This is a genomic window from Chryseobacterium manosquense, from assembly GCF_014623485.1.
Lineage (GTDB): Bacteria > Bacteroidota > Bacteroidia > Flavobacteriales > Weeksellaceae > Kaistella > Kaistella haifensis.
Genome location: NZ_CP060203.1, coordinates 1,091,372 through 1,116,731, shown reverse-complemented (window position 1 = coordinate 1,116,731; position 25,360 = coordinate 1,091,372). Strand labels below are relative to the sequence as shown.

General features: G+C 36.2%; 27 protein-coding genes and 1 tRNA gene. 14 read left to right on the top strand and 14 right to left on the bottom strand.

Annotated features, from left to right (window positions below):
- Nucleotides 1-15: 15 nt before the first annotated feature.
- Nucleotides 16-1,197, top strand: a complete 1,182-nt coding sequence (gene trpB / locus H0S70_RS05175) for a tryptophan synthase subunit beta (protein ID WP_188321936.1) — start codon at nt 16-18, stop codon at nt 1,195-1,197.
- A 12-nt stretch (nt 1,198-1,209) separates the two neighbouring features.
- Nucleotides 1,210-1,959 (top strand): tryptophan synthase subunit alpha, encoded by a 750-nt coding sequence (trpA, locus tag H0S70_RS05170; protein WP_123904994.1) that lies wholly within the window; start codon nt 1,210-1,212, stop codon nt 1,957-1,959.
- A 226-nt stretch (nt 1,960-2,185) separates the two neighbouring features.
- On the opposite strand, the gene H0S70_RS05165 is transcribed toward trpA, so the two are convergent.
- Nucleotides 2,186-3,367, bottom strand: a complete 1,182-nt coding sequence (locus H0S70_RS05165) for an IS4 family transposase (RefSeq protein ID WP_188321935.1) — start codon at nt 3,365-3,367, stop codon at nt 2,186-2,188.
- Between the two features lie 187 nt (nt 3,368-3,554).
- Here H0S70_RS05165 and H0S70_RS05160 point away from each other — a divergent pair, with 187 nt between their 5' ends.
- Nucleotides 3,555-4,190 (top strand): TetR/AcrR family transcriptional regulator, encoded by a 636-nt coding sequence (locus H0S70_RS05160; RefSeq protein ID WP_188321934.1) that lies wholly within the window; start codon nt 3,555-3,557, stop codon nt 4,188-4,190.
- Nucleotides 4,191-4,352: 162 nt separating this feature from the next.
- The gene (gene lipB, locus H0S70_RS05155; RefSeq protein ID WP_123248044.1) at nt 4,353-5,075 is read left to right on the top strand and encodes a lipoyl(octanoyl) transferase LipB; all 723 of its coding nucleotides are present in this window, start codon (nt 4,353-4,355) and stop codon (nt 5,073-5,075) included.
- A gap of 15 nt (nt 5,076-5,090) precedes the next feature.
- Here lipB and H0S70_RS05150 read toward each other — a convergent pair whose 3' ends face one another.
- Nucleotides 5,091-5,711, bottom strand: a complete 621-nt coding sequence (locus H0S70_RS05150; RefSeq protein ID WP_188321933.1) for a peptide deformylase — start codon at nt 5,709-5,711, stop codon at nt 5,091-5,093.
- A 3-nt stretch (nt 5,712-5,714) separates the two neighbouring features.
- Complete coding sequence (locus tag H0S70_RS05145) at nt 5,715-6,008, bottom strand: putative quinol monooxygenase (protein ID WP_123904991.1); 294 nt, start codon at nt 6,006-6,008, stop codon at nt 5,715-5,717.
- A gap of 182 nt (nt 6,009-6,190) precedes the next feature.
- On the opposite strand from H0S70_RS05145, the gene H0S70_RS05140 reads away from it, so the two are divergent.
- On the top strand, nt 6,191-7,519 hold the full coding sequence (locus H0S70_RS05140) for a dihydrolipoamide acetyltransferase family protein (RefSeq protein WP_188321932.1): 1,329 nt from the start codon (nt 6,191-6,193) through the stop codon (nt 7,517-7,519).
- An 83-nt stretch (nt 7,520-7,602) separates the two neighbouring features.
- Here H0S70_RS05140 and H0S70_RS05135 read toward each other — a convergent pair whose 3' ends face one another.
- Together H0S70_RS05135 and H0S70_RS05130 are read right to left on the bottom strand one after the other, a co-directional pair.
- Complete coding sequence (locus tag H0S70_RS05135; protein ID WP_123904990.1) at nt 7,603-8,052, bottom strand: GAF domain-containing protein; 450 nt, start codon at nt 8,050-8,052, stop codon at nt 7,603-7,605.
- Nucleotides 8,053-8,061: 9 nt separating this feature from the next.
- On the bottom strand, nt 8,062-9,489 hold the full coding sequence (locus tag H0S70_RS05130; protein ID WP_123248076.1) for a TonB-dependent receptor: 1,428 nt from the start codon (nt 9,487-9,489) through the stop codon (nt 8,062-8,064).
- Nucleotides 9,490-9,546: 57 nt separating this feature from the next.
- On the opposite strand from H0S70_RS05130, the gene H0S70_RS05125 reads away from it, so the two are divergent.
- Nucleotides 9,547-10,311 carry an MBL fold metallo-hydrolase gene (locus tag H0S70_RS05125; RefSeq protein ID WP_088264820.1) on the top strand — a complete coding sequence of 255 codons (765 nt, stop codon included), beginning with the start codon at nt 9,547-9,549 and terminating at the stop codon, nt 10,309-10,311.
- 107 nt (nt 10,312-10,418) lie between these two features.
- Nucleotides 10,419-10,500 (top strand) — tRNA-Leu (locus H0S70_RS05120).
- A gap of 519 nt (nt 10,501-11,019) precedes the next feature.
- Here the strand turns inward: H0S70_RS05120 and H0S70_RS05115 are convergent.
- Both H0S70_RS05115 and queG read right to left on the bottom strand, forming a co-directional pair.
- Nucleotides 11,020-11,220: a DUF2459 domain-containing protein gene (locus tag H0S70_RS05115; protein WP_188321931.1), complete on the bottom strand. Its 201-nt coding sequence runs from the start codon at nt 11,218-11,220 to the stop codon at nt 11,020-11,022.
- 334 nt (nt 11,221-11,554) lie between these two features.
- Nucleotides 11,555-12,481, bottom strand: coding sequence for a tRNA epoxyqueuosine(34) reductase QueG (gene queG / locus H0S70_RS05110; RefSeq protein WP_031502249.1), 927 nt, complete (start codon nt 12,479-12,481; stop codon nt 11,555-11,557).
- Nucleotides 12,482-12,594: 113 nt separating this feature from the next.
- Between queG and H0S70_RS05105 the strand changes: the two genes are divergently transcribed.
- The 5 genes from H0S70_RS05105 to H0S70_RS05085 all read left to right on the top strand — a co-directional run bounded on the left by H0S70_RS05105 (nt 12,595) and on the right by H0S70_RS05085 (nt 17,097).
- Complete coding sequence (locus tag H0S70_RS05105) at nt 12,595-12,882, top strand: rhodanese-like domain-containing protein (RefSeq protein ID WP_188321930.1); 288 nt, start codon at nt 12,595-12,597, stop codon at nt 12,880-12,882.
- 207 nt (nt 12,883-13,089) lie between these two features.
- A complete protein-coding gene (locus H0S70_RS05100) occupies nt 13,090-13,653 on the top strand; it encodes a hypothetical protein (protein WP_188321929.1) in 564 nt (187 codons plus the stop codon).
- A gap of 109 nt (nt 13,654-13,762) precedes the next feature.
- The gene (locus H0S70_RS05095) at nt 13,763-14,806 is read left to right on the top strand and encodes a glucokinase (protein ID WP_188321928.1); all 1,044 of its coding nucleotides are present in this window, start codon (nt 13,763-13,765) and stop codon (nt 14,804-14,806) included.
- 93 nt (nt 14,807-14,899) lie between these two features.
- A complete protein-coding gene (locus H0S70_RS05090; RefSeq protein ID WP_188321927.1) occupies nt 14,900-15,565 on the top strand; it encodes an alpha/beta hydrolase family protein in 666 nt (221 codons plus the stop codon).
- A 113-nt stretch (nt 15,566-15,678) separates the two neighbouring features.
- The gene (locus H0S70_RS05085) at nt 15,679-17,097 is read left to right on the top strand and encodes an L-serine ammonia-lyase (RefSeq protein ID WP_188321926.1); all 1,419 of its coding nucleotides are present in this window, start codon (nt 15,679-15,681) and stop codon (nt 17,095-17,097) included.
- Between the two features lie 25 nt (nt 17,098-17,122).
- Here H0S70_RS05085 and H0S70_RS05080 read toward each other — a convergent pair whose 3' ends face one another.
- The 4 genes from H0S70_RS05080 to tsaE form a co-directional block, all read right to left on the bottom strand.
- Nucleotides 17,123-17,968: a prephenate dehydrogenase gene (locus H0S70_RS05080; RefSeq protein WP_188321925.1), complete on the bottom strand. Its 846-nt coding sequence runs from the start codon at nt 17,966-17,968 to the stop codon at nt 17,123-17,125.
- Between the two features lie 31 nt (nt 17,969-17,999).
- On the bottom strand, nt 18,000-18,371 hold the full coding sequence (locus H0S70_RS05075; protein WP_088264825.1) for a DUF4258 domain-containing protein: 372 nt from the start codon (nt 18,369-18,371) through the stop codon (nt 18,000-18,002).
- Nucleotides 18,372-19,565, bottom strand: coding sequence for an alanine dehydrogenase (locus tag H0S70_RS05070; RefSeq protein WP_188321924.1), 1,194 nt, complete (start codon nt 19,563-19,565; stop codon nt 18,372-18,374).
- 132 nt (nt 19,566-19,697) lie between these two features.
- Nucleotides 19,698-20,105 carry a tRNA (adenosine(37)-N6)-threonylcarbamoyltransferase complex ATPase subunit type 1 TsaE gene (gene tsaE / locus H0S70_RS05065; RefSeq protein WP_188321923.1) on the bottom strand — a complete coding sequence of 136 codons (408 nt, stop codon included), beginning with the start codon at nt 20,103-20,105 and terminating at the stop codon, nt 19,698-19,700.
- 211 nt (nt 20,106-20,316) lie between these two features.
- On the opposite strand from tsaE, the gene dnaG reads away from it, so the two are divergent.
- Entirely contained in the window at nt 20,317-22,242 is a 1,926-nt protein-coding gene (dnaG, locus tag H0S70_RS05060) for a DNA primase (protein WP_188321922.1), read from the top strand.
- Nucleotides 22,243-22,329: 87 nt separating this feature from the next.
- Nucleotides 22,330-23,013: an ATP-dependent Clp endopeptidase proteolytic subunit ClpP gene (clpP, locus tag H0S70_RS05055; RefSeq protein ID WP_188321921.1), complete on the top strand. Its 684-nt coding sequence runs from the start codon at nt 22,330-22,332 to the stop codon at nt 23,011-23,013.
- A gap of 72 nt (nt 23,014-23,085) precedes the next feature.
- On the opposite strand, the gene tpiA is transcribed toward clpP, so the two are convergent.
- Genes tpiA through H0S70_RS05040 form a run of 3 tightly spaced genes read right to left on the bottom strand, consistent with a single transcriptional unit; the run spans nt 23,086 to nt 25,346 of the window.
- Entirely contained in the window at nt 23,086-23,844 is a 759-nt protein-coding gene (tpiA, locus tag H0S70_RS05050) for a triose-phosphate isomerase (protein WP_188321920.1), read from the bottom strand.
- Nucleotides 23,845-23,882: 38 nt separating this feature from the next.
- Nucleotides 23,883-24,233, bottom strand: a complete 351-nt coding sequence (locus H0S70_RS05045) for a tellurite resistance TerB family protein (protein ID WP_031504905.1) — start codon at nt 24,231-24,233, stop codon at nt 23,883-23,885.
- A 27-nt stretch (nt 24,234-24,260) separates the two neighbouring features.
- Nucleotides 24,261-25,346: a BT_3928 family protein gene (locus H0S70_RS05040; RefSeq protein WP_188321919.1), complete on the bottom strand. Its 1,086-nt coding sequence runs from the start codon at nt 25,344-25,346 to the stop codon at nt 24,261-24,263.
- Between the last annotated feature and the right edge of the window lie 14 nt (nt 25,347-25,360).

Below are 25,360 nucleotides of genomic sequence, written 5' to 3'. Positions count from 1 at the left end.
AAAAAAAATAAAAATATGAATTACCAAAACCCCGATAAAAACGGATATTACGGAGAATTTGGTGGCGCTTTTATCCCGGAAATGCTTTATCCGAATGTGGAGGAACTGCAGCAAAATTATCTGAAAATCATTGAATCCCAAGAATTCCAAGCGGAGTTTCAGGATTTGCTGAAAAACTACGTTGGAAGAGCCACTCCGTTATATTTTGCAAAGAATTTAAGTGAAAAATATCACACCAAAATTTATCTGAAAAGGGAAGATTTGAACCATACCGGCGCACACAAAATCAACAACGCGCTCGGTCAAGCTTTACTGGCTAAAAAATTGGGCAAAAAACGCATCATTGCAGAAACCGGAGCTGGTCAACACGGCGTTGCAACGGCTACAGCGTGCGCATTACTTGGTTTGGAATGCATTGTTTATATGGGCGAAATCGACATTGCGAGACAGGCGCCAAATGTTGCACGAATGAAAATGTTGGGAGCAACGGTAATTCCCGCGACTTCTGGCTCGAAAACGTTGAAAGATGCTGTAAATGAAGCTTTGAGAGATTGGATCAATAATTCTACTACAACACATTATATTATCGGAAGTGTGGTTGGTCCGCACCCGTTTCCGGATTTGGTAGCTAGATTTCAAAGTGTGATTTCGGAAGAAATAAAATGGCAGTTGAATGAGAAAATCGGGCGTGAAAATCCGGACTATGTGATTGCGTGTGTTGGTGGAGGAAGCAATGCTGCAGGGACTTTCTACCATTTCGTGAATGAAAAAAACGTGAAAATTATCGCAGGAGAAGCCGGCGGTTTTGGTGTGGATTCCGGGAAATCTGCGGCGACTACTTTTTTGGGAACTTTAGGCGTTTTGCATGGAAGTAAAAGTCTGGTGATGCAAACGGAGGACGGACAAGTCATCGAGCCGCATTCTATTTCTGCGGGTTTAGATTATCCTGGGATTGGGCCGTTTCACGCGAATTTATTTAAAGAAAAAAGGGCGGAATTTTTTAGTATTAATGATGATGAAGCGCTGAAATTTGCTTTTGAATTAACAAAATTGGAAGGGATAATTCCAGCGCTGGAATCGGCTCATGCATTGGCAGTTTTGGAAAAGAAAACGTTTGAAAAAGACGATGTCGTAGTGATTTGCCTTAGCGGACGTGGGGATAAAGACATGGAAACTTATCTGAAAAATCTGGATTAAAAATTAATAAAAATGATCAGTAAAAAACTCAATATTTATTTTACCGCCGGAATTCCGAAGCTGGAAGATACCGTTGAAATTATAAAACTTATTCAAAACTCCGGCGCGGATATGTTGGAAATCGGAATGCCTTATTCGGATCCCGTTGCTGATGGAGAGACCATTCAAAAAGCGCACGAACTGGCGTTGCAAAACGGAATGACGATCGCGAAACTCTTTCAACAATTGAAATCCATTAAAAATGAAATTGAAATTCCCGTAATTTTGATGGGATATATCAATCCGGTTTTGAGTTTCGGGTTCGAGAATTTTTGTGAAAAATGCGCTGAATCAGGTGTTTCTGGATTGATAATTCCCGATCTTCCACCGATTGAATTTGAGAAAAATTACCGTCGAATATTAGAAAAATATGGTCTTACGTTTACATTTTTGGTAACGCCAGAAACTTCAGATGAAAGAATAAAATATCTTGATGATTTAAGTTCAGGATTTTTGTATGCCGTGAGTTCTTCTTCCACCACCGGAAACGAAAATAAGTCAATTAATAATAAAGATTATCTTCAGAAATTAGCTTCTTCACCATTGAAAAATCCGTTATACATCGGTTTCGGAATTAAAAATAAAAAAGATTTTGATGAAGTGACGGCAGGAGCAACTGGCGGAATTATCGGAACTGCTTTTGTGAAAATTCTTCTCGAAAAAGAAAACTGGAAAATTGAGGCTGCAGAATTTATTAATAGTATTAAGGGAGAAAAGTTGTAAATTTACAATGCAAATAGATTAAGAGATTATGCTCTGTTAGCTGGTTTGAAGGTTTAAAAAAAATGCAACACAAATTTTAATTTAACCCTTTATGGAATGATAAAAAAAATAACCGCCGAAGCGGTTACTGTAAGAAAGAAAATAAAATAATCTCTCATCAATACTGTCCTAAATAAAAAAACAGATATATTTTATGCACATATAGATAGGCTTTAAGCGGAATTTTCTATAGATTTTCAAAAAGAACCCCTTGATAATATGTTTTTTGAGATTCAGGTGGTTGGTCAAAAGGTTTGTCGAGCCAATACTGGAGATTAATTTTCACAAAAATATTCAGTCGGATAAATGCTACTAGATTTGATAATTGCCAAGGATATTTTGCGATTGATTTTAGGTATTTTAGGATAAGAATGGTAATTAGAGCCGTCCAAATTTGTATTTTAACTGCATTTTCAGATGTTCCGATAAATGTTTTGATATGAAGCAATTGCTTGATGTCTCTGAAAAAAATCTCAATCTGCCACCTTTGTTTGTACAGTTCTGCAATGGTGGAAGCTGCCCAAGTGAAATTATTGGTGATAATTTCGATAGTTTGCTTGTTTTCTTCGTCCAAAACCGCCACTCTTCTTAATTTTTTAGGGTATTTTTCTTTTGAAATAGGGTTTGAAAGGATTATGTCTTCGTCTTTCAAAATGTTTTGCGCTCCTTTTGGTGGAAGTTCTCGTTCCTGTAAAGTTTCAAATTTTAGGTTTTCCTTATGCCTGATTACAAAAAAAACACCTTTGCTGTCCCAAATAGAAAGCATCGGAAAATCGTTGTAAAAACGGTCGGCTACAATCACCGCACCTTTCTCTAAGGGAATGTTTTCAGCCCCTTTATTATCCGCAACGCTTCCTTTGGTAATATTCACATAAACCGGAAGTTTCCCATCGTATTCAAGCAAGGTATGCATCTTTACAGCTCCTTTCTTAGTGCGATACGTTGCCCAATCAAATAAAGAAAGACACAGGGAAATAAGAGTGGAATCTAATAGATAAACGGGAACTTTTATTTTCAGCTTTACTCGTTTTTGTTTGGTGTGCTGTCCTAAATGTTCTAATAATATGAAATACAAATCTTTGAACAAGTCTGCATCTCTTTTCCCATTTTGGTAACTGATGGAAGATTTGGAAGGTGCAGTTTTTATTCCTAAATGATTGAGGTTGCCCGTTGCGCTACGAAGTCCATTGGAAATATCCCGTACCGAGGTGCTTTTCGCAAAATGACAGAAAAGCATAGAAACTAAATGGGTCCAACTATCGAATCCTTTATTTCGGTAATCGGTCTTTTTTTCTTTGACTATTTTTTTGAAAATTACTCGGTCTATTTTTGAAATAATCTGAGAAAATAATGTTAATTTTGAGTCCATAAGAAGGTTTTTTTGTTGTGCAACCTCAAAGGTACTTTGAGTTACTCTAATTCCTTCTTATTTTTTTTATTTAGGACGCTATTGATCTCTCATCATTTATGTTTTGCAAATATAAACATTTAATATAATTCACAAAGCAGTGAATAAAAAAATATTATACATTACATCCTAAAATCAATTCGTTATCATGTCACGAAAAGTTGTTAGTGGTCCGATAAGAGACAAACACCGCACCAAAGAAAAACTGATTAAAACAGTTGGCGAAATTATCAAGTCCAAGGGTTTTCATGAATTGAAAATCACCAATATCGCGAAAGTTGCGGGAGTAGATAAAAAATTGATATATAAATATTTCGGGACTGTTGAAAATCTCATTAATTCTTATCTTCAGTCTGAAGACTATGGAAGTTGTATGAAAAATATTGATTTTGCCAATATAGATGTTTCTGATCATGGCAAAGGATTTACCAAAATACTTATTGAAAATATGTTTGAGGCAATTTCAAAAAATAAGGAGTTGCAAAAAATAATTGTGTGGGAATTGTATGAGTACAATGATATTTTAAGAAAGCTGGCGGATCATCGGGAAGAGTTGGGTGAACAGATTTTTCAGAGTATTATGCATCCTTATTTTAAAGCCAATCACAAAAAATTTCGCGCAATTTTGGGCATCCTTATTTCTTCGACTTATTATTTGAACCTTCATGCAGAATCGAACGGAAGCAAGTTCTTTGGATTGGATATTAATGATCCCGACGACAGAAATATTTTCCTTGAAGTGATGGGTGATATCGTGGATAATGCTTACGAAAAATATCATTAAATGGATGACGAATTCAAGGTTTACAATTATTTTTCGTCCTATAAGAAAATAAAACTCAATATGTTTTTATTTAATGCATAATAATTAATTTTTGTAAGTTTGGCTTTCAAAAATTCAACATCATAGGTTGCTAAAATCTCTATGATTTCCTAAATTAATATAATGACAACCACACAAAATAAAATTTTATTTTTCCAGGAATTAGGTTTGATGGAATATCTTGACGCTTTCAATTATCAGGAAAAACTGATGAAAGAAATCATTGAACTGAAATTGAAAAACCGTGACAGAACCGATGGAGATTACGAAGAAACCCCTAATTATCTTCTTTTTGTGGAACATCCTCATGTTTATACTTTAGGAAAATCTGGTGATGAAGAGAACATGCTTGCAAATTCCGAGAAGTTAAAAGAAATAAATGCAACTTTTGTAAAAACCAACCGCGGTGGCGACATTACTTATCACGGTTTCGGACAAATTGTGGGTTATCCGGTTTTGGATTTGGATAATTTCAAATCGGATATTCATCTTTATATGCGAAATTTGGAAGAAGTTATTATAAGAACTATCGCAGAATATGGGCTGAAAGGTCAACGAAGCGAAGGTGAAACCGGTGTTTGGTTGGATGTGGGAAAACCATACGCAAGAAAAATTTGTGCGATGGGTGTGAAAACTTCCAAATGGGTCACCATGCACGGTTTTGCACTCAATGTGAATACAGATTTGCGCTATTTTGAATATATTATCCCTTGTGGCATCAAGGATAAAACGGTTACTTCATTGAAGCGCGAACTCGAAAAAGAATTTTCCGAAGAAGAAGTAAGTGAATTAAAAGACAAAATAAAAAAACACTTCAAGGAAGTGTTTGATGCTGAATTGAACTAATTTAAGTAAGTCTGTTTATTTTACGACCTCTTGATAGGTCTGTACAGATTGAAAATTCTTGTTTTTTTGCTCTTTAATTTTATCTGAAATTAGAATTCCAAAAAGATGGTCAATCTCGTGTTGTACAATTACAGCGGTGAACCCTTCGATAATTTCGATGTGTTTTTTGCCATTTAAATCTTCATATTTAAGCTGTATCACTTTACTTCGATAAAATTGATCCCGAAAATCTGCAATCGACAAATCGCCCTCTGGTCCTAGATTTAAAATTTCGGATTTCCAGGTAATAACCGGATTAAGGAAATAATGTAATGGTTTTTGAGGCAAATCAAACCGTTGAACCCAAATAATATTCCGGTTTATTCCTACTTGTGGTGCGGCAATTCCAACGCCGCTTTTGGTAGAAAGCAATGCGAGTTTCATGCGGTTTACTAGTATTTTGGTATATCGATTTCGCGGTTTCACTTTGATTGATTTTGCTAGCAAAACCTTGTGCTGCAACGAATCTTCTTTTTGAAAAATCGGAAGTGGAGTGGTGATTTCTCCTTCCATAATTCTGGATTTTTCAGATTTAGTATATTGTTGTCCGTAAGCTAAAAAGCCTAGGAAAAGATAGAAAATCGATAGCCGTTTCATGGGTTAAAAGGTTTTAAATCCTTTGTAAACTTCGGTGTTTTTCTCGAGCATTCCCGAAATCTGTAATCTAAATTCATTCAAATGTTCGGTGCCGGTATGTTGGTAATGGTGTTCCTGGGTTTCCCATAATTCAACCAGAAAAAATATGCCTTTGTGGTCGATATCTTCAATCAAATCATATTGCAAACACCCATCTTCATTGCGCGTTTCAAATACCAGTTTTTTCAGGAGTTCGATAGCATCCATTAAATAATTTTCTTTGATGTGAAATAAGGCTACGATGTATAAATTTTTCATTTTTATAAAAATATAAATGCAAATTTAATCAAAGCCTATTAAAATTTGTTGAAAACTTTTCCAAAAACCAGAAGAATCCGAATTGAAAATTTGTTTATCATAAAAGCAAAAAAGAGGCATGAAAATTAAGATTTCTTTAATCCGTAAAAATTTTTATCTTTGTGAAAATCCAAAATGTAAAAATGGCAGAATATAAATTATTACTTCCTTCGATGGGAGAAGGTGTGATGGAAGCTACAGTGATCACTTGGTTGTTTAATGAAGGCGATACCGTAAAAGAAGACGATTCTGTCGTTGAAATTGCGACCGATAAAGTAGATTCTGATGTTCCAACACCAGTTTCGGGTAAAATTGTTAAAATCCTAAAGCAGAAAGATGAAGTTGCTAAAATTGGTGAGGCGATCGCGATTCTGGAAGTTGATGGTTCCGGTGATGCTGTAGCAGAACAGCCACAGGAAAGTAAATCTCATGCCGAAGTGCAAACTGAAATTCCTCAGCTTTACAAAGAAGAAGTAAAAGAATTGGAAAAACCTTTGCAAAATTATGCGCCACAAGAGTTTTCCGGTGAAATTTACCTTTCTCCATTAGTTAAAAATATCGCACAGCAGGAAAATATCTCCGAATCTGAATTGCAATCCATCAAAGGAAGCGGTTTGGAAGGAAGAATTACCAAAGAAGATATATTGGCCTACGTTGCAATTCGAGGCAATAGTAAACCTGCAGAAGTTGTTCAAACATCGACTCCTGTAGCTTCTCCTATGCAGGTTTCAGCTCCTGTGGCAGTGCCTGTGAAAGTGGGAGAGGGCGATGAAATCATCCAAATGGATCGGGTTCGAAAAATTATCGCTGATTCAATGGTGAATTCGAAAAGAATTTCTCCACACGTTACTTCTTTTATCGAAACTGACGTTACAAACGTCGTAAAATGGAGAACGAAGCATAAGGATATTTTTGAAAAAAGAGAAGGCGAAAAATTGACTTACATGCCGATTTTTGTGAAAGCAATCGTGAAAGCAATTCAGGATTTCCCATTGATTAATGTTTCTGTGGACGGTGATAAAATCATTAAGAAAAAGAATATCAATATTGGTATGGCAACAGCACTTCCAGATGGAAATTTGATTGTTCCGGTAATTAAAAATGCCGATCAGCTGTCACTTTCAGGGTTGGCAAAAGCAATTAATGATTTAGCATACCGAGCAAGAAACAAAAAACTCAGACCTGAAGATACACAAGGTGCAACTTATACCATTTCCAATGTTGGTGGTTTTGGTAATTTAATGGGAACACCGATCATTCCACAGCCACAGGTCGCAATTCTTGCCGTTGGCGCAATCGTTAAGAAACCTGCAGTTCTCGAAACTAAAGACGGCGATGTAATTGCAATCCGTAGTCTGATGTTCATGTCACATTCATACGATCACCGTGTGGTAGATGGTTCTTTGGGAGGCATGTTCCTGAAACATGTCCATGATTATTTACAGAACTGGGATTTGAATACTGAAATTTAGTAGTTCGTATTATAAAAAAAACCTTCGGAGAATTTCCGAAGGTTTTTTTGTGATATTTATTTCTTTTTAAGAAAAAGTTTTCATTACATAATCTTTGCAATCTCGTCGCAAAGCCATTCCAGCATTTCGCGATCTTCGGTAGTAAATGGATCTAAAGTGTGAGAATCGATATCAATCTGACCAATGTTTTCGCCATTTTTGATGATAGGAACCACGATTTCAGCTTTTGTATCAATAGAACAGCTTAGATAATTGTCCTGATCATGCACATCCGGAACCACAAAAGTTTCGTTGGAAACCGCTACCTGTCCGCAAATTCCTTTTCCAAAAGGGATAATGGTGTGATCGGTTTCTGCGCCCACATAAGGTCCCAAAATAAGTTCCTCTTTGTCGCCATTTTTAAAGTAAAATCCAGTCCAGTTGAAGTAGGATATTTCTTGATCCAAAAGTTGACAAATTTTTTGAAGTTTATCCTCAGTATTTTGTGTTGGACTTTCTAAGATTGATGAAAGTCTTTTTTTTATTTCTGACATTGTATGATTTTAAGAAAATTCTTTGAGTTTTAGTTCATCTTTGTAGCCGAACATTCCGCGTTCTTTAATCATATCGGCAACGCCTTCGGGTACTTGTTTTTCCCAACCGGTTTCGTGGTTGGCAATTTTGTTGAGTATTTCGCGCGAGTAGATTTCAGAGTAATCTGGGTTGTAATCTTTAATATCAACAATTCGCTGATTGAGTTTGAAATATTTGTATAATTCCTTTAAATTATCTTGAACTTTTAAGTTATTGGAAGTTAATGATTCGTGTGTTTCAGGATCTTTATAAGGATAAAGATATACTCTCATGTGTTGTTTAAAGAATTTCCCAAATGCCTCCAAAATTCCACCGGAAAGATTTTTGTAATAATTTTCATCAAATACATCCAACAGGTTATTTACGCCCATTGCGACACCGATTTTACCATTGGTATAATTAGCAAAATAATCGATAAGACGATAATATTCGGAGAAATTCGAAATGATAACGGTGTAACCCAATTTAGCCAAAACATCCACTCTGTCGAGGAAATCCCTCTCATCAATATCGCCGGCAGCTCTTAAATTTGAAATGGTAATTTCGAAAAGTACAACGGTTTCTTCGTGTCCGCAATTGGAATCGTTCATAAACATTTCCAGACCTTTCTCGAACATATCGATGTTGACTAACGTTACCGGTCGGAAACTTCCTCGTACCGCGAAGATGTTTTTTTTGTAAAGTATATCTGCGGGCAACATATTGTTACCTTCCGAGTTGAAAATCACAGCATCCGTCATACCACTTTTTACAAGCTGCAGACTCATCAATCGGTTATCAACATAAGTGAAAGCCGGACCGCTGAAGTCTATCATGTCAATTTCCACTTTGTCGGTAGAAATATCATCATAAAGTGATTGAATCAGCTTTCTTGGATTATCGGAAAAGTTGAAAGCGCCGTAAATTAAATTTACACCTAGACTTCCAAGTGTTTCCTGCTGCAATGTCGCATCATTTTCTTTGAATTTAACATGAAGGACGATTTCGCTATAATCATCGGTTTCGTTCAACTGAAAACGTAAACCCACCCAGCCGTGACCTTTCATGGTTTTGTTGAAATTGATGGTTGTTACCGTATTTGCATAAGAAAAGAATTTTCTGCCTGGATTATTTTCTCTAGTTAATCGTTCTTCAATTAACGCAACCTCGTAGCGAAGCATTTTACGGAGACGATTTTGCGTCACATATCTGTTTTTGGTTTCTTTACCGTAAATCGCGTCGCTAAAATCTTTGTCATATGCGGACATCGCTTTCGCAATGGTTTGTGAAGATCCACCAGCTCTGAAGAAATGTCGAACAGTCTCTTGTCCTGCCCCGATTTCGGCAAAAGTTCCGTAAATTGTCGGGTCTAAATTAATCGCTAAAGCTTTCTGTTTTGGTGTTAATTTTTGATTAATCACTGGCAATTCTATTTTTTTGTAAATTTACCAATAATAATACCAACGTCAAAAAAAATGAAGTTGAAATTTTTAGGAACCGGCACTTCTCAGGGGATTCCTGTAATTGGTTGTAAATGTGAAGCTTGTGTATCATTTGATCCCAAAGATCAACGTTTTCGTTCGTCAGCTTTGGTTACCACAGGTGCCGGAAAAAAGCTCCTTATCGATTGTGGACCGGATTTTAGGATGCAAATGTTGCAGAATAATGAAGACCGTGTGGATGCGATTCTCCTTACCCATGAACATAATGATCATGTAATTGGTTTGGACGATGTGCGCCCATTGATATTCAAGACCAGGAAAGATATGGAAATTTATTGTTCCAAAAGAGTAGGAGATGAGTTGAAAACTCGTTTTGCTTATGCGTTTGCCGAGGATAAATATCCCGGAGCGCCTTCGTTTGAACTCCATGAGATAACAGGAAATTTTGAATTGTTTGATGCTAAAGTGATTCCTGTGGAGGTGATGCATTATCAGTTGCCGATTTTTGGATTTAAGTTGAAGAAATTGGCATATATTACCGATGCGAGTTTTATTTCGGAAACTGAAAAAGAAAAGTTGAAAAATCTGGATTATTTGATTCTGAATTGTATTAGAAAAGAGCACTTCCACCCTGCGCATTTCATATTGCCCCAAGTTTTGGAACTTTTCGAGGAGCTGCAGCCAAAAAAAATGTATTTAACGCATATTTCTCACCACATGGGTTTGCATGCTGTTACTGAATCGGAACTCCCTGAAAATGTACATCTTGCTTATGATGGATTGGAAATTGAATTTTGATAAAAAGCGACGCAATCGCTGAAACATCTTATAAATATTGAAAATTATAGAAAAATTATTTTTCAGAAATAAAAAATAATTCTATATTTGCACACCAATTTAAAGCAGCCCAGTTGGCGGAATTGGTAGACGCGCTAGACTCAAACTCTAGTACCGCAAGGTGTGCCGGTTCGATTCCGGCACTGGGTACAAAAAACGCCGTTAATCATTGATTAGCGGCGTTTTGTATTTTTACGTTAGTTCATTTGTCCACAATTTGTCCGTATTCGACAAAAATTTTGATTAAAATTTTATTTAAGGCCCTATATTTTGATTGATGATCATTCTTCTGATCAAAACAAATTGCCTGGGATTTGCGCAGGCTCAATTCGCAGGTTTGCAGCTCGTATTTTTATCAGGTTATTCCATCGTTTCAACGCTTTCTGAAGGCTTTCAAAACTTCTTAAAATGTACTATATCTGGATGGAAAATCAGAATTTTTGAAGATTATTAATAATAATTATATACATTTGCACAGTTCAAAAACAAAATTATGTTCAATCAATTACATCATTATCATTTTCATTCTTGCCCTCAAGCGAGCTGATCGTGGTATGTAGTAACTTCAAAATATCTAATCCCGTTTGAGTAAATCAAGCGGGATTTTTCTTTCTTCGGACGATTTTCAGCATGCGATTTACTCAGACTATTTAATAAAAATTAAAATGTCTAAACTGATAAGGTATTTTCAAACGGAATTTCTTTGCTCCAGTCGAATTCTGCAGATTTCACAGGAAGCACCAAATCGGAATGAACTCCATTGGTTAATATGTAAATTTCTATGTTTTCCCGTTCTGTTACAGGCTTTTTAGGAATTTCAATATACGGAATTAGCATCGCACATAAAACATAAAGTCCCACTAATCCCATGATTACTACGAGAGGCTTCAGTAAAAAAAGTATAATTTCTTCATCTTCAAATGTAACAAAAAATTAATGCAAAGAAAGTTTAAAATGGTTTTTCGAATGAAAAATTTTACTAAATTTAAACAGACAAAAAACAATAATGGATGCCTAAGAAATCTAAAAAAAACAAAAGATTAAAAATTCGTGTAAAAACAGCTCCGAAAAGAGTCCCGAAAAGACGTTGATTTTCAACTGAAATTTTTCAGGTTTTTATACTGTTTTTTTTGAACTTTAATTGAATTAAAGTTTTACAGCTAGTTTTCTCTCATTTTTGGAAAATCGAAATTTCCGAAAGGCATTACTTACCCAAAAATTCGATATTTCTTTTTAAGCCCGCAAACTTGGTTCTTTTCACCGGAGATTTTCGAAAGATTTCTGAAAAAATCTCTTGCGAAAGTTCTTTCCAATCCTCTTTTTTTGCATTTTCAAGAAAGTGATTCGGTTTGAATTTTTCCTGATGATGAGGTGCTGAAAACCGATTCCACGGACAAACATCTTGGCAAATGTCACATCCAAACATCCAATCTTCCATTTTATTTTTAAATGTTTCGGGGATTTCGTTTTTCAGTTCAATGGTTGCATAGGAAATACATTTGCTTCCATCGATAATTTTCTCAGAAACAATTGCGTCCGTTGGGCAAGCCTCTATACATTTGGTACAGGTACCGCAATGATCGGTGGTTGGGGAATCTTCTTGAAGCTCCAAATCAATCATGATTTCTGCCAAAAAATAAAAAGAACCGCTTTGTTTGGTGATGAGGTTTGCGTTTTTTCCTACCCAACCGATTCCGGATTTTTTCGCCCAACTTCTTTCCAAAACCGGCGCGGAATCTACAAACACCCGACAATGAAAATCTCCGATTTCTTCTTTCAATTCCGCCACCATTTCATTTAAGGTTTCTTTGATAATCTCGTGATAATCTTGTCCGTAAGCGTATTTTGAGATTTTAAAATTATCAATTGACGAAATTTTATCTTTCGGGAAATAGTTATAAGATAGAGAAATTACCGATTTGCAACCTTCGACCAACAAAGTAGGATCAAGTCTTTTATCAAAATAATTTTCCATGTAAGCCATTTCCCCGTGATAATTGTTGTTTAGCCAATTTTCGAGCGGTTTGGCATCTTCTTCTAGAAAACCAGCTTTTGAAATTCCACAACTTTGGAAACCAAATTTTTTTGCTTTGGTTTTGACGAGTTGAGAATATTTTTCGGCGTAATTCATTTTGACATTGCAAAACTAACATTATTTCATAAATTTGCTATTAGATTTTGCGAATCCTGTTCCCATACTTGGATTTTGTAAAGAGTTTTTTATGTAACCTTAAAACAAATTATATGTCATTAGTAGAGGTATTAAAATCTGGAAATTATCATTTAATCGACGTTCGCGAACCTATGGAACTGGAAATGAACGGTCATATTGAAGAAGCTCAAAATATTCCTTTGGGTGAATTAGAAGATAGAAAGCAAGAAATTCTGAATCTTAGCGGTTTCAAAATTTTCTTTTGCAGAAGCGGAAACAGAAGCGGGCAAGCCGTAGAATATTTCAGATCTCAAGGGATGACCGATGTGTACAACGGAGGTGGTTATGAAGAAATGAAAGAAACGCTCGAAAGTTTATAACACTAAAAATAAGTCAGATTGTTAATTTGGCTTATTTTTTTACCCAAATGTCATATAATAAAAGTCAAAAAATATAAATGTTTGTTTAATTTTTGTTAATTGATTATCAATTATTTATGATGTTCTTGGTAAATATATTCTCTTTCTAAATCATTTTTGGCACGATTTTGACAAGTAATCATTTCGTAAAACTTAAAATTTAGAATTATGAATTCAATGAAGAAAACAATCCTAGCTTTAGGAGTAATGACAGCAGGATTAGTAAGTGCACAAAGTTCGGATATGAGAAACATGATTAAAGTAGGTGCAAATGTTGGTTTAGCAGTTCCGGCTGAAAATGCTTCTGCAAACTTAGGTCTAGACGTTGCTTACCAAAATTTGGTAACTCCAGGATTTGGTCTGGGTATCGCAACTGGTTATAGCCACTTCTTCGGGAAAGAAAACAACGGAAATAATAATAATGATTTCGGTGTAGTTCCTGTAGCTGCTCTAATTAGAGTATATCCAAAACAAACTGGTTTCTATTTGGGAACTGACCTTGGTTACGGTTTCATCGTTGGTGATGAAAAAGTTGCTTCTAACCAAAATGTTGATAGACCTGACGGAGGTTTCTACATCAAGCCAGAAATCGGTTACCACAACAGAGATTGGAACTTCGCTCTTCAATATCAAAAAACCTTCACTGGTGATAAAGGTGAAATCGGATCTCAAAAATACAACGCTGGCGCAATTGGCGTAGGTGTTGGTTACAACATTCCATTAGGGAAATAATCAATCTTTTGATTTTTTATAAAACTAAGCCTTCTCGAATTTTATTTGAGAAGGTTTTTTATATTTATTACAAAACAATTATTATCTTTGGTAGATAACACTCACCACAATGGAAACTAAAAATAAATTCAAACTTTTCTTGCCAAAAATTACGGAAGATTCCAACAGTAAAATTACAGTGCTCTCCGCCGATGTAAGGAGCAATGTCACCTATATTGCTTTGTATGAAACTGTTGACAAAAAAGTTGTTCAGAAACACGAAAGCAGCTACCCAACGGAGGATTTTGCTTCTTTTTCCGAAATCGCCAATCGTTTTATTTCCGATTTTTCGCTTTCCGGAATTTCAAAAATTGCTGTAGCAGTTCCAGGTCCGGTAATTGGTGGCAAAAGTGCGCCTGTTCGGTTGCCTTGGACTTTGGATTCTGAAGAAATTAAAGCAAAAACTCAGGTAGAAAAAGTTTATCTTATCAACGATATGGAAGCTTCGTCCTATGGTTTAGGAAATGTTGACGAAAGTAACTTTCTTACCATACATCAGTCCGACAATTTCATCCCCGGAAATATTGCTGTTTTAGCTCCAGGTGCGGGATTAGGAGAAGCCGGATTGTTCTGGGATGGCGATTGTTTAAGACCTTTTGCTACAGAAGGTGGCCACTGCGAATTCTCGCCAAGAACCAATGAAGAGATTGAATTTTATCAATTTCTCCAAAAAATTTATCACATTGTAACATGGGAATCTGTGCTGTCCACATCGGGTTTATTTAATATTTATCGATTCCTAAGAGACGTAAAACAGCAACCACAACCGGAATGGCTAACCAAAGAAATCGAAGCAGACAACTTCACCGATGCTTTGATTAATGGTGCTTTGGAAAATAAAGATAGAATTTGCAAAATGACCGTGGATGCCTATATCATGTATCTTGCCAGAGAAGCCAATAGTTTGGTATTGAAGTTAAAAGCAACCGGAGGTTTGTTCCTGAGTGGTGAAATTCCGGTGAAACTTCAGCAATACCTTAAAAACGATAAGTTTTACAAAAGTTTTATCGTAAGCGATAAAATGGAAGTGGTACTGAAGGATATACCAATTTATCTTGTAAAAGACGAGAAAACCATCATCAATGGTGCTGCTTTGTATGCTGCATTTTCTTAAAACTGCATTCAATAAATATAAAACTCCGGCATTCGTCGGAGTTTTCTAGTGAATTAATTGCACAATGAAAATCTTATTTTTTATTTTTACCAAATGAAACTTTACGTTATTAGCGGATTAGGAGCAGATTTTAAGGTGTTGGAAAAAATAAAATTTCCAGCAAATCTCGAAGTGATTTTCGTTCCTTGGTTGATTCCAGAAAAAGGCGAACATTTTAAAGATTATGTCTTGAGAATTGCCGAAAACATCGATGATTCCCAACCGTTTTCTCTTCTCGGATATTCTTTTGGTGGAATTATGGTGCAGGAAATCGATAAGATAAAACCTGCTGAAAAAATCGTGATTCTGGGAAGTATAAAATCCGATAAAGAAAAATCCAGATTTATCAAAGTAGGTGAGGTGACACGCATACCGAAATATCTTCCCGAAAATATTTTTACCGAAAAATCAGCGCTTGGATATTCATTTATTAGGAAACTTTTCGATCCGAATAACCCAAGAATAATGGAGTATTTTACCGTTCGAAATCCATATTATTTGAAATGGAGCATCGAAAAAATTGCCGCTTGGAAATTTGAAGAAAACCCTAAAGTGATACAGATTTTAGCGGATAAAGACATTGTTTTTCCCATCAAATATTCCAAACCCAATTACGTCATCGAAAACGGAACGCATCTTTTTCCCGCAACAAAGCCGAGAGAAGTTTCCGCGATTTTAGAGGAGATTTTCGCTCCGGATTTGTCTTCATCGAATGAATAAATTTATGTTTCTTAAACGGTTTTTTAATTAAAACTTAAAAATAATTTATTTCCGGGAAATGTTTTCTCTTGGTTAATTTTAATATTCAACAAAAAAGCTATTTTTGTATCATTATGCAATCTATCAGTGTTTTTGAAATCATCAAAGTCGGAATTGGTCCATCGAGTTCGCATACTATGGGTCCTTGGAATGCGGCAGAAAGTTTTTTAAATTTAATTCGCAGAAGCCATTCAATTTCTGAAGTAAAAGAAGTTTTTGTTGAATTTTTCGGTTCGCTTGCCAAAACAGGAATTGGTCACGGAACTGATATTGCCGGAATGCTGGGACTTTCCGGCGAAAATTTCAAGACCATTGATACATCGTCCATCGATTCGAAAATTGAAACCATAAAATCTTCTAACCAAATAAATCTTGCCGGTGAAAAGGTAATTCCTTTCGTTTATGGTAAACATTTAATTTTAAATAAAGAAAAATCCTTAGATTTTCATCCAAACGGAATGATTTTTCAAGCCGTTTTCGAAAATAGTGAAACATTATCCCAGGATTATTATTCAGTTGGTGGCGGTTTTATTGCGACTCAGGAAGAGAATTCGCTGGAGAAGCATTGTATCAGAACGCTATATCCGTGTCATAATGGCGAAGCGATCATTAAATATGTTAATTTGTTAAATTTGAACCGAATTTCAGATTTAATATTCCTCAACGAAGAATCTTGGCGCAGAAAAGAAGAAACAGAGAAAGAAGCACTTTATATTTGGCAACAGATTAAAGAATGTATTTACAAAGGCGTAAACAGGGAAGGAACGCTTCCTGGTGGATTGAATGTAACGCGTCGCGCAGCCGGATTGAACCGAAAATTATTGAATGATAAAATCTATAAAAACATCGACGAGTGGTTCCAAATGGTGGTAGATGCTGAAGAAAATTTTGTAAACATCAGCAAATGGGTTTCGTGTTTTGCATTGGCGGTAAATGAAGAGAATGCGAGTTTCGGGCGTATCATCACAGCACCTACCAACGGAGCAAGTGGAGTGATTCCCGCGGTTTTGATGTATTCACAAGCTTTTACAGAATTCAATAAAGAAGAAGATATCGTCCGTTTTCTTTTGGTTTCAGGCGAGATAGGTACACTTTTCAAGAAAAATGCAACGATTTCTGCAGCAATGGGAGGTTGCCAAGCGGAAGTAGGAGTGTCGTCGGCAATGGCAGCAGCCGGTCTTACGGAAATTATGGGCGGAACTCCCGGACAAGTGCTTATGGCAGCGGAAATTGCAATGGAACACCATTTGGGAATGACCTGCGATCCTATTGCAGGTTTGGTACAAATCCCTTGTATTGAGAGAAATTCGATGGGCGCTATAAAAGCGATTACCGCGGCGAATATCGCCATTGAATCGGATCCATCCAAAGCCAGAGTTTCCCTAGATCAGGTAATTCAATCGATGTGGGATACCGCGCAAAGCATGAATGATCGTTTCAAGGAAACTTCCGAAGGTGGATTGGCAATTGCGGTAAATGTGGCAGAATGTTAAGCCGAAATTGAGGAGTTTTATCAAATTATTTATCTAAAATTCCTCTGATTTTATTGGCATTTCTAATGAGATCTTCCAACAAATCATAATTCTCTTTTTCTAAAGCAGATTTAAATTTTCTTAGTTGCGAAATATGCTCATTGAGTACATCCAGCACATTTTCTTTGTTTTGTTTAAAGATTGGAACCCACATTTCTGGATGCGATTTCGCCAAGCGAACCGTACTTGAAAAACCGGTACTTGCAAGCTGAAAAATCGTTTCTTCCTCGCGTTCTTTTTCCAAAACAGTGTTCGCAAGTGCATAAGAAGTGATATGGGAAATGTGTGAAATATAAGCCGTGTGGATATCGTGATCCTCTGCATTCATGTAAATCAAATGCATATCGAGGTTTTTGGTTATTTTTTCTACTATTTTTAAAGCATCCTCGTCAGATTCTTCACGATTGCAAATTACGGCAGCTTTGCCTGAAAAACTCGCTGAAATTGCGGATTTAGGACCCGAATTTTCCGTTCCCCACATCGGGTGAAAAGCAACGAAACGCTTTCTCATCGGATGGTTTCGAACGGTTTCTACGATTCCGTGTTTGGTGGAACCTACGTCCATCACTGTTTGGTTGTCATTGATTAAATCGAGTACGCTTGGTAAAATTTTTCTTGCCGCATCTACAGGAATAGCGATAATCACCAATTCCGATTGGCTCACCGCGTTTTCGAGAGAAGAAATTTCGTCGATAATTCCAAGATTTTTGGCTTCAGTTAAATGATTTTCATTTTGATCTACCCCAAAAACATAAGAAACGAGACCTGCAGATTTCAGTTTCAAAGCCATGGAACCTCCAATTAATCCAACACCGATGATCGTAATTTTCATCCTTCAACAATACTTTAATTAGAATTTTATCTTAACGAAGTTTCTTTAAGGTCTTGAAAGTTGCATTTTCCTTGCATTTTTCAAAACCGATTTCAAATTTTGGGTTTTTATTCGGGTACGTAAGCAGATATTCAGGGCAAGGTTTTTTCTGAGCTTGGCTTCTATCAAAATCGATTGAACCTTTAGTGATAATGCTGTCCTTCAAAAATTTTTCATCAATATTGTTCAGTTTCATCTGTTCTGAAAACGCAGGTGTATAAACTATTTTTTTAGAAAGGGTTTCTGCTATTACTCTGGAGTTTGGAAGATATCCGCTACAGCTTGCGCCTTTTTTGTTTAGGATAAAAAATACCAACATCAGCCCGGGAATTAGGCCGATAAAGAAAAATTTCAATTTTCTCATTTAAAAAATTAAAAGGTTGATGTCGTGGTAAGTTAAATTGAATCGGTCGCAAACCAGTTTTTTCGTGTGACGACCTTTGTACATATACAAAGATTGCTTCATTTCGTTTTTACGAACCAGCATGTTCTCGAAACCGCCTTCTTCATCATAATTAAGGAGATAGCTGAGGAAGAAATTAGAAACAGCTTTCGTAGTTGTTCTTGGCATTTTCGAGGTAAGGTTCGGTAATCCGCAATGAATTACACCATGTTTGATGATGTAAGGATTTTCCATATCGGTAAGCTCCGAAGTCTCAACAATATTTCCGTTATCGATGGTTACATCGATAATTACGCTTCCTTTTTTCATCTTCGAAACCATTTCTTCGGTCACGACAGGAGCTAAACTGTTCTTCGAAAGTGCACCAATCACAACATCTGCGCGTTTCAGACTTTTAGAAAGTTCTTTAGGGTCAATAATAGAAGTCGGTACTCTGCCGTCAACCATCATATGTAATCTGCGGAGTTTTGATAATGAATTATCAAAAACTTTTACACTTGCTCCTAATCCTAAAGCGGCTTTGGTAGCGAATTCTCCAACGATTCCTGCTCCTAAAATCACCACTTCGGTTGGTCGAACTCCGGTGATTCCACCCAACATTAATCCATTCGATAATGCCAATAATTCCGCAGCATAAAGGATGGAGATATTTCCCGCTATTTCACCAATTAATCTCACCAAAGACAGTTGCTTATACTCATCCACAATGAATTCAAAAGCAATGGCATTGATTTTTTTCTCGGAAAGTTTCTTGAAATAATCTTGATCTCTGAGGTTGATTTGCAACGCAGAAACTAGGTAGGTACAAGGTTTTAAATATTCAATTTCTTCTTCAGTCGGAGGATTTATTTTCAGCACCAAATCCTGCTGGAAAGCTTCTTTCGGATCCTGCGTAATGGTCGCTCCCGATTCCGAATATTGCAAATCGGTGAAAAATGAACCTTCGCCCGCGCCACTTTCTACGATAATCTGGTGACCGTGCGCCACCAAAACCTGTACTGCATCGGGAGTGAGGCAAGTTCTACGTTCGTTCAGGCAGGTTTCTTTCGGTACCCCGATGCTGAACTGTTTGCCTTTTTTGATCACTTCCAATTTCTCTTCTTTTGGGATGAGTTCTTCCTCTGAAAAAGGAGTGAAAACATGTGTATTGCTCATTAGAAATCAATAATTATTTAATAGAAATCTTATCATTTAACTGCAAAGATAATCATTTCGTAAGGATCTGTACTTCGGTTGCTTAAAACTTGCTGAGAATCGGTTTTATTTAAAGTTTTTAAAATCTTTTTTTTAAACGAAATCAATTCTTCTTGTTTCTCCATCATTTTCAATTTGGAGTTCATGATGTGGGAAATCCTCGAGTTCTTCTTCATAAATTTCCGGCCATTCGATAATGCACAGATATGAATTATCGAGATATTCCTCAATACCGATGTCATAAACTTCAGCGAGGTTTTTCATCCGGTACAGATCAAAATGGAAAACATTTCCTTTCGGAGTATGATATTCATTCACAATCGCATAAGTTGGCGAAGAAACCTCGTCGATGCTGCCCAGATTTTTCAATAAAAACTGTGTAAAAGTCGTTTTTCCTGCTCCTAAATTTCCTTTCAAAAGCAAAATAGGATGTTGTAATTCCGGGAAAATTTCATTCACTACATTTTGCCAATCTTCTATTTTATTGATGTTGAATTGCATTTTGGATTATTTTTTCAAAAATAATTAAAATTTGTTGGGCGCGAGCGAAGCGAGCGCCAAAAAGTGGAATCATAACAAATGTTATAAATCTTTTTTTTACTTAAAACTTTTCAGGATTCATCATTACATTATTGAAAAATAATCTCATGAGGCGTTTCGTTTAACCTTAAAGCTCCCGTTTTTTATTCTAAAAAATTCATATTTTTACACCATGATTTCAAAAGCAACCATCGATAAAATATTCTCCACCATTCGTGTTGAAGAAATTATTGGTGAATATGTGCAACTGAAAAGAGCGGGATCCAATTTTAAAGGATTAAGCCCTTTTCATGACGAAAAAACTGCAAGTTTTGTTGTTTCACCAAGCAAGCAAATCTGGAAAGATTTCTCCAGTGGAAAAGGAGGTACGGCCATTTCTTTCCTAATGGAAATCGAAAACTTCACCTATCCCGAAGCGCTTCGGCATGCAGCAAAAAAATACGCGATCGAAATAGAAGAGGATACCCGCGAACTTACTGAAGACGAAAAAAAGTCACAGACCGATAAAGAATTATTATATAAAATTCATGAAATAGCTAGCAACTTTTTTCAGGAGCAACTTTTTGAAACTGAAGTAGGCAGAACCATCGGTTATTCTTATTTTAAAGAAAGAGGTCTTCGCGATGAAATCATTAAAAAATTTCAATTGGGATATTCCCCGGAAAAGAAAAATGCTTTCACGCAATATGCTTTAGATAAGGGTTATTCCAAAGAAATTTTAGAGAAATCCGGACTTTCGATTTTCCCTGAAAACTCACCTAACGGTGTCGATCGATTTCGAGAAAGAGTGATTTTCCCCATTCACAGTTTTTCGGGCAGAGTTTTAGGTTTCGGAGCGAGAATTCTTAAAAATAACATCAAAACTGCCAAATATCTCAATTCCCCTGAGACGGAAATATACCATAAATCCAATGTTCTTTATGGTTTAAACCAATCGAAACAGTCGATTTCCAAAAACAATCTTTGTCTTTTGGTGGAGGGTTATATGGATGTTATTGCGCTACATCAAAGCGGAATAGAAAATGTAGTTTCTAGTTCCGGAACTGCACTTACGGTAGAACAAATCAAGCTGATTAAGCGACTTACCGAGAATGTAACCATTCTTTTTGATGGTGATAAAGCAGGAATTAAAGCGAGTTTCCGAAGCATCGATATGTTGCTTTCCGAGTCTATGAATATTCGCGTTTTGCTTTTCCCTGATGGCGATGATCCGGATTCTTTTGTCAGAAAACATTCACAAGAATATGTGGAAAATTTCATTCAAAAAGAAGCCAAAGATTTCATCGATTTTAAAGCCGAAATTCTTTTGAAAGAAGCTGGCGATGACCCTATAAAAAAGGCAGAATCCATCCGTGATATCGTGAAATCGGTCGGTTTTGTTCAAAATGCACTAAAACAAGAGGTTTATTTAAAGGAAGTTTCGAATAAGTTTCAGCTTTCCGAACAATCACTTTTTAATGAATTGAATGTTCAGAAACAGCTTCAAAAACAACAAAACACGCCACAACATAAGCAAGAAGCGCCGATAAAAACTAAACTGGAAAAAGTTCCCGAAGTCATTGATTCGGTAAATCCGATTTTGGTTTTGGAGGAAAAAATGGTGGAACTGATGTTGAAATATGGTGACCGAATTCTTAACCGAACTGATGAAGAAAATAATGCTTATCAAATAACGGTTATCGAAGAAATTATCACACATTTGGAAGTCGACCAGTGCGAAATTCAGTCACCATTGAACCAGAAAATTATTGATGAAATAAAATCGGGAATTGCTGAAAACGAGTTGCGTTCGGGGAATTTTTTCATGACGCTAATGGACGAAGAAATTACAGGGAAAATTGCTAATGCTTTGGTGGAACCTTATGAAAATAGTGATTGGGGTAAGTATCAAATATTTTTCAGTACGGAAGAAGAAGTGCTTCCGAAATTGGTTCAGGATGTGATTTTTCGGTATAAAAGAGAGTATATCCTGAAAATCATTAATGATATGAAAATGCAACTTTCGGAAAATGAAAACAATGATGAAACGTATAAAAAAATCATCAGTCTCAACCAACTTAGAAAAGAGCTTGATGAAAAGCTTTTCAGAGTTTTATGACAGGTTGTCGGATTTTCAGTTGTGGAATATTGTTTGTAAATTAGTCATCATTAAAAATATATCTTAAATTTTGTAATTAAAAATAGTATGGACATAAAAAAAGATTTCAGAGATTTCTCTGTAAAACACTTGGGTAACAGCGGTTTGGTGACCGATCAATATATGGGAATGTTTGGACCAACCAATCTTACGCCGTATATCATGGAAGAAAGAAGATTAAACGTGGCACAAATGGATGTTTTTTCACGTTTGATGATGGATAGAATCATTTTTTTGGGAACCGGAATTGATGATCAGGTAGCGAATATCGTGACGGCTCAGCTTCTGTTTTTAGAAAGTTCGGATTCTTCCAAAGATATTCAAATCTACATCAACTCGCCTGGTGGAAGTGTTTACGCCGGTTTAGGAATTTATGACACGATGCAGATCATCAAGCCGGATGTTTCTACAATTTGTACCGGAATGGCAGCTTCGATGGGTGCTGTACTTTTGGTAGCCGGAGAAAAAGGGAAACGTTCCGCATTGAAACATTCCAGAGTGATGATTCACCAACCTTCAGGTGGCGCACAAGGTGTTGCTTCTGATATGGAAATTAACTTAAGAGAAATGTTGAAACTTAAAAAAGAGTTGTACGATATTATTTCTATCCATTCCGGGCAAACCTATGAATGGGTTGAAAAGGCTTCTGACAGAGATTATTGGATGACATCTTCCGAAGCAAAAGAGTTCGGAATGGTGGACGAAGTTTTAGAAAGAAAAGTAGAAAAGTAATCAAAACCATTACTTTGCTCCAAAAAAAAGAACGCAAATCTGCGTTCTTTTTTTATGTTATTGGGATATTTTTTAGTTAAAACCTTCAATAATTTTCGCAAAATCTTCAGCTTTCAAAGCAGCGCCGCCAACTAAACCTCCGTCGATATCCGGTTGAGAAAAGATTTCTTTAGCATTATCCGGTTTTACAGAACCACCATACAAAATTGAAATTTCGTCGGCAACTTCCTGTCCGTATTTCGCAGCAATCAAGCTTCTGATGTGCGCGTGAATTTCCTGAGCCTGTTCCGGAGATGCAGTTTCGCCGGTTCCGATTGCCCAAACTGGTTCGTAAGCGATCACTACTTTCTTGATTTCCTCAGCAGAAAGCGTGAAAAGTGCAACTTCAGTTTGGTTTTTCACGACTTCCAAATGTTGTCCGGCTTTTCTTTGTTCTAAAGTTTCACCATTGCAATAAATTGGAGTTAATCCTTTGTCTAAAGCCAATTTTACTTTTCTGTTGCAGTGCGAATCGGTTTCTCCGTGATATTGTCTGCGTTCGGAATGCCCGATAATTGAACCGGTTACATCGATGGATTTCAGCATTTCAGCGGAAATTTCACCTGTATAAGCGCCACTTTCATGCTCGCTCATATCTTGTGCAAAAACCCCGATTTCATCGTGCTCATAGATATCTTTAGCCATCATTAAATAAAGTGAAGGTGGTGCAATCCAAACTTCGCAGTTGGTGGCGTTGTTTTTTTTGTATTCCAGTAATTGAAACATTAAGTGTTGGGCTTCAATCACATTTTTATTCATTTTCCAGTTTCCTGCAACGATGTTTTTTCTCATAATTTTCAATTTGTATGTTTTTCCAGATTATTGGATTTTTAGTCCAGATTCCAGATGTTTTTTAATAATTTGTAAAATCGGTGCTCATCTTCGCTCACTTTGTCATCCGCTTTAATTAATGATTTTGAGAATTCGACAAAACTTTTTCTCTCATCTTCAACCGAATCGTCGTAGAAACATCTGGCGTGAAATTCGAAATGATCTTTCCAATCTTCCGGTTGCAATGTGGCAATGACATCAAGTTCGTTATCTAGATTCATTTTAAAAGGAAATTCTTCTGCAAGATATTCTTGCACTTTTAATCCTTCAGCGGGAGCAAATTCCCCATCAACAGACGAAAGGATCATTAAAAGATGATAACCTGCGATGGATTTATTAGATTTTTGCATTGTATGGTAGTCTATATTTGTTGAAATTTATTTTTTCAAGTAATCTTTTGCCGACATTTTGTCAACGATTTTTCCATTTTGTAAAGTTAAAACAAATGGGTTGCTTCTTGCAATTGTTTTGATCGCAGTAGCATCCATTGTAGCATTATCAATCGTTTTAAAAGTGTTTGGCTGGGTTGAAATTCCCAATACCAACGCGTTTTTTTGAGATTTAGCTTTCGATTCGGTTTCAGCGATTAAATCTTTGTTGGCTTCGTTGGGTTTGTATGAAAAAATTAGAATGGAATTCGGTGATTTCAGAATTTTATCGGTCAATTCCATTCCTTCCGGAGTTTCAGGTTTAAACTTCGAAATTTCTGATGAATAACCTTCTTTCACGATTTTTGAAGTTGTTTTGCCGTCCTCGATTTTCCAGGGCGAACCTTCTTCCCAATATTTTTTGTCGTTCACATATTCATCCTGATTTATTTCTAAAACTTCGCCGGTTTTTGTGTTTTTTAATGAATAAAAAGTTTTGTATTCAGAAGGGTCTTTCTCTAATTTCGATTTTTCTGCATTCAAATCTGTACCAATTTTATAATCTCTGAAATCGATGAGCGGTTCGTGCAAAATTCCATGAGCGATGACGAATCCCATGATGATTGAAAATAGTGAAAGTGCAACATATTTCGATGGATTTTTTGCCTGAAGCAACTGAAACTGATTTCTGTACAAAAGCCACAACAAAATTAAACCGATCAACAGCACTAAATCCTTGAAAAAACTTTGCCAAGGCCTGAATTTCAGGGCATCTCCGAAACATCCACAATCGGTAACTTTATTGAAATATGCCGAATAAAACGTGAGGAATGCGAAAAATATACATACCGCAATAAGCGCAGAAAGCGTGAATTTAAGACGTATTCTTAGCAATAACATAAATCCTAAAACCAATTCCAGAACCACTACGAAAATTGAAATCGCTAATGCTTGATTTTCCAAAAATGGCATATTGAACACCGATGGTGAAAAATATTCTTCCAATTTAAACGAAAATCCCACCACATCAACCGCTTTCACAAGGCCGGATGCAATAAAAATGAGGGCGATGATGATTCTTAAAATGTGTTTCATGGATAAAATTAGTT

What these genes read in the sequence shown, in the direction of transcription:
- trpB (WP_188321936.1), top strand. Translation starts at nt 16, where the DNA reads ATGAATTACCAAAACCCCGATAAAAACGGATATTACGGAGAATTTGGT.
- trpA (WP_123904994.1), top strand. Translation starts at nt 1,210, where the DNA reads ATGATCAGTAAAAAACTCAATATTTATTTTACCGCCGGAATTCCGAAG.
- H0S70_RS05165 (WP_188321935.1), bottom strand. Translation starts at nt 3,367, where the DNA reads ATGGACTCAAAATTAACATTATTTTCTCAGATTATTTCAAAAATAGAC.
- H0S70_RS05160 (WP_188321934.1), top strand. Translation starts at nt 3,555, where the DNA reads ATGTCACGAAAAGTTGTTAGTGGTCCGATAAGAGACAAACACCGCACC.
- lipB (WP_123248044.1), top strand. Translation starts at nt 4,353, where the DNA reads ATGACAACCACACAAAATAAAATTTTATTTTTCCAGGAATTAGGTTTG.
- H0S70_RS05150 (WP_188321933.1), bottom strand. Translation starts at nt 5,711, where the DNA reads ATGAAACGGCTATCGATTTTCTATCTTTTCCTAGGCTTTTTAGCTTAC.
- H0S70_RS05145 (WP_123904991.1), bottom strand. Translation starts at nt 6,008, where the DNA reads ATGAAAAATTTATACATCGTAGCCTTATTTCACATCAAAGAAAATTAT.
- H0S70_RS05140 (WP_188321932.1), top strand. Translation starts at nt 6,191, where the DNA reads ATGGCAGAATATAAATTATTACTTCCTTCGATGGGAGAAGGTGTGATG.
- H0S70_RS05135 (WP_123904990.1), bottom strand. Translation starts at nt 8,052, where the DNA reads ATGTCAGAAATAAAAAAAAGACTTTCATCAATCTTAGAAAGTCCAACA.
- H0S70_RS05125 (WP_088264820.1), top strand. Translation starts at nt 9,547, where the DNA reads ATGAAGTTGAAATTTTTAGGAACCGGCACTTCTCAGGGGATTCCTGTA.
- H0S70_RS05115 (WP_188321931.1), bottom strand. Translation starts at nt 11,220, where the DNA reads ATGGGATTAGTGGGACTTTATGTTTTATGTGCGATGCTAATTCCGTAT.
- queG (WP_031502249.1), bottom strand. Translation starts at nt 12,481, where the DNA reads ATGAATTACGCCGAAAAATATTCTCAACTCGTCAAAACCAAAGCAAAA.
- H0S70_RS05105 (WP_188321930.1), top strand. Translation starts at nt 12,595, where the DNA reads ATGTCATTAGTAGAGGTATTAAAATCTGGAAATTATCATTTAATCGAC.
- H0S70_RS05100 (WP_188321929.1), top strand. Translation starts at nt 13,090, where the DNA reads ATGAATTCAATGAAGAAAACAATCCTAGCTTTAGGAGTAATGACAGCA.
- H0S70_RS05095 (WP_188321928.1), top strand. Translation starts at nt 13,763, where the DNA reads ATGGAAACTAAAAATAAATTCAAACTTTTCTTGCCAAAAATTACGGAA.
- H0S70_RS05090 (WP_188321927.1), top strand. Translation starts at nt 14,900, where the DNA reads ATGAAACTTTACGTTATTAGCGGATTAGGAGCAGATTTTAAGGTGTTG.
- H0S70_RS05085 (WP_188321926.1), top strand. Translation starts at nt 15,679, where the DNA reads ATGCAATCTATCAGTGTTTTTGAAATCATCAAAGTCGGAATTGGTCCA.
- H0S70_RS05080 (WP_188321925.1), bottom strand. Translation starts at nt 17,968, where the DNA reads ATGAAAATTACGATCATCGGTGTTGGATTAATTGGAGGTTCCATGGCT.
- H0S70_RS05075 (WP_088264825.1), bottom strand. Translation starts at nt 18,371, where the DNA reads ATGAGAAAATTGAAATTTTTCTTTATCGGCCTAATTCCCGGGCTGATG.
- H0S70_RS05070 (WP_188321924.1), bottom strand. Translation starts at nt 19,565, where the DNA reads ATGAGCAATACACATGTTTTCACTCCTTTTTCAGAGGAAGAACTCATC.
- tsaE (WP_188321923.1), bottom strand. Translation starts at nt 20,105, where the DNA reads ATGCAATTCAACATCAATAAAATAGAAGATTGGCAAAATGTAGTGAAT.
- dnaG (WP_188321922.1), top strand. Translation starts at nt 20,317, where the DNA reads ATGATTTCAAAAGCAACCATCGATAAAATATTCTCCACCATTCGTGTT.
- clpP (WP_188321921.1), top strand. Translation starts at nt 22,330, where the DNA reads ATGGACATAAAAAAAGATTTCAGAGATTTCTCTGTAAAACACTTGGGT.
- tpiA (WP_188321920.1), bottom strand. Translation starts at nt 23,844, where the DNA reads ATGAGAAAAAACATCGTTGCAGGAAACTGGAAAATGAATAAAAATGTG.
- H0S70_RS05045 (WP_031504905.1), bottom strand. Translation starts at nt 24,233, where the DNA reads ATGCAAAAATCTAATAAATCCATCGCAGGTTATCATCTTTTAATGATC.
- H0S70_RS05040 (WP_188321919.1), bottom strand. Translation starts at nt 25,346, where the DNA reads ATGAAACACATTTTAAGAATCATCATCGCCCTCATTTTTATTGCATCC.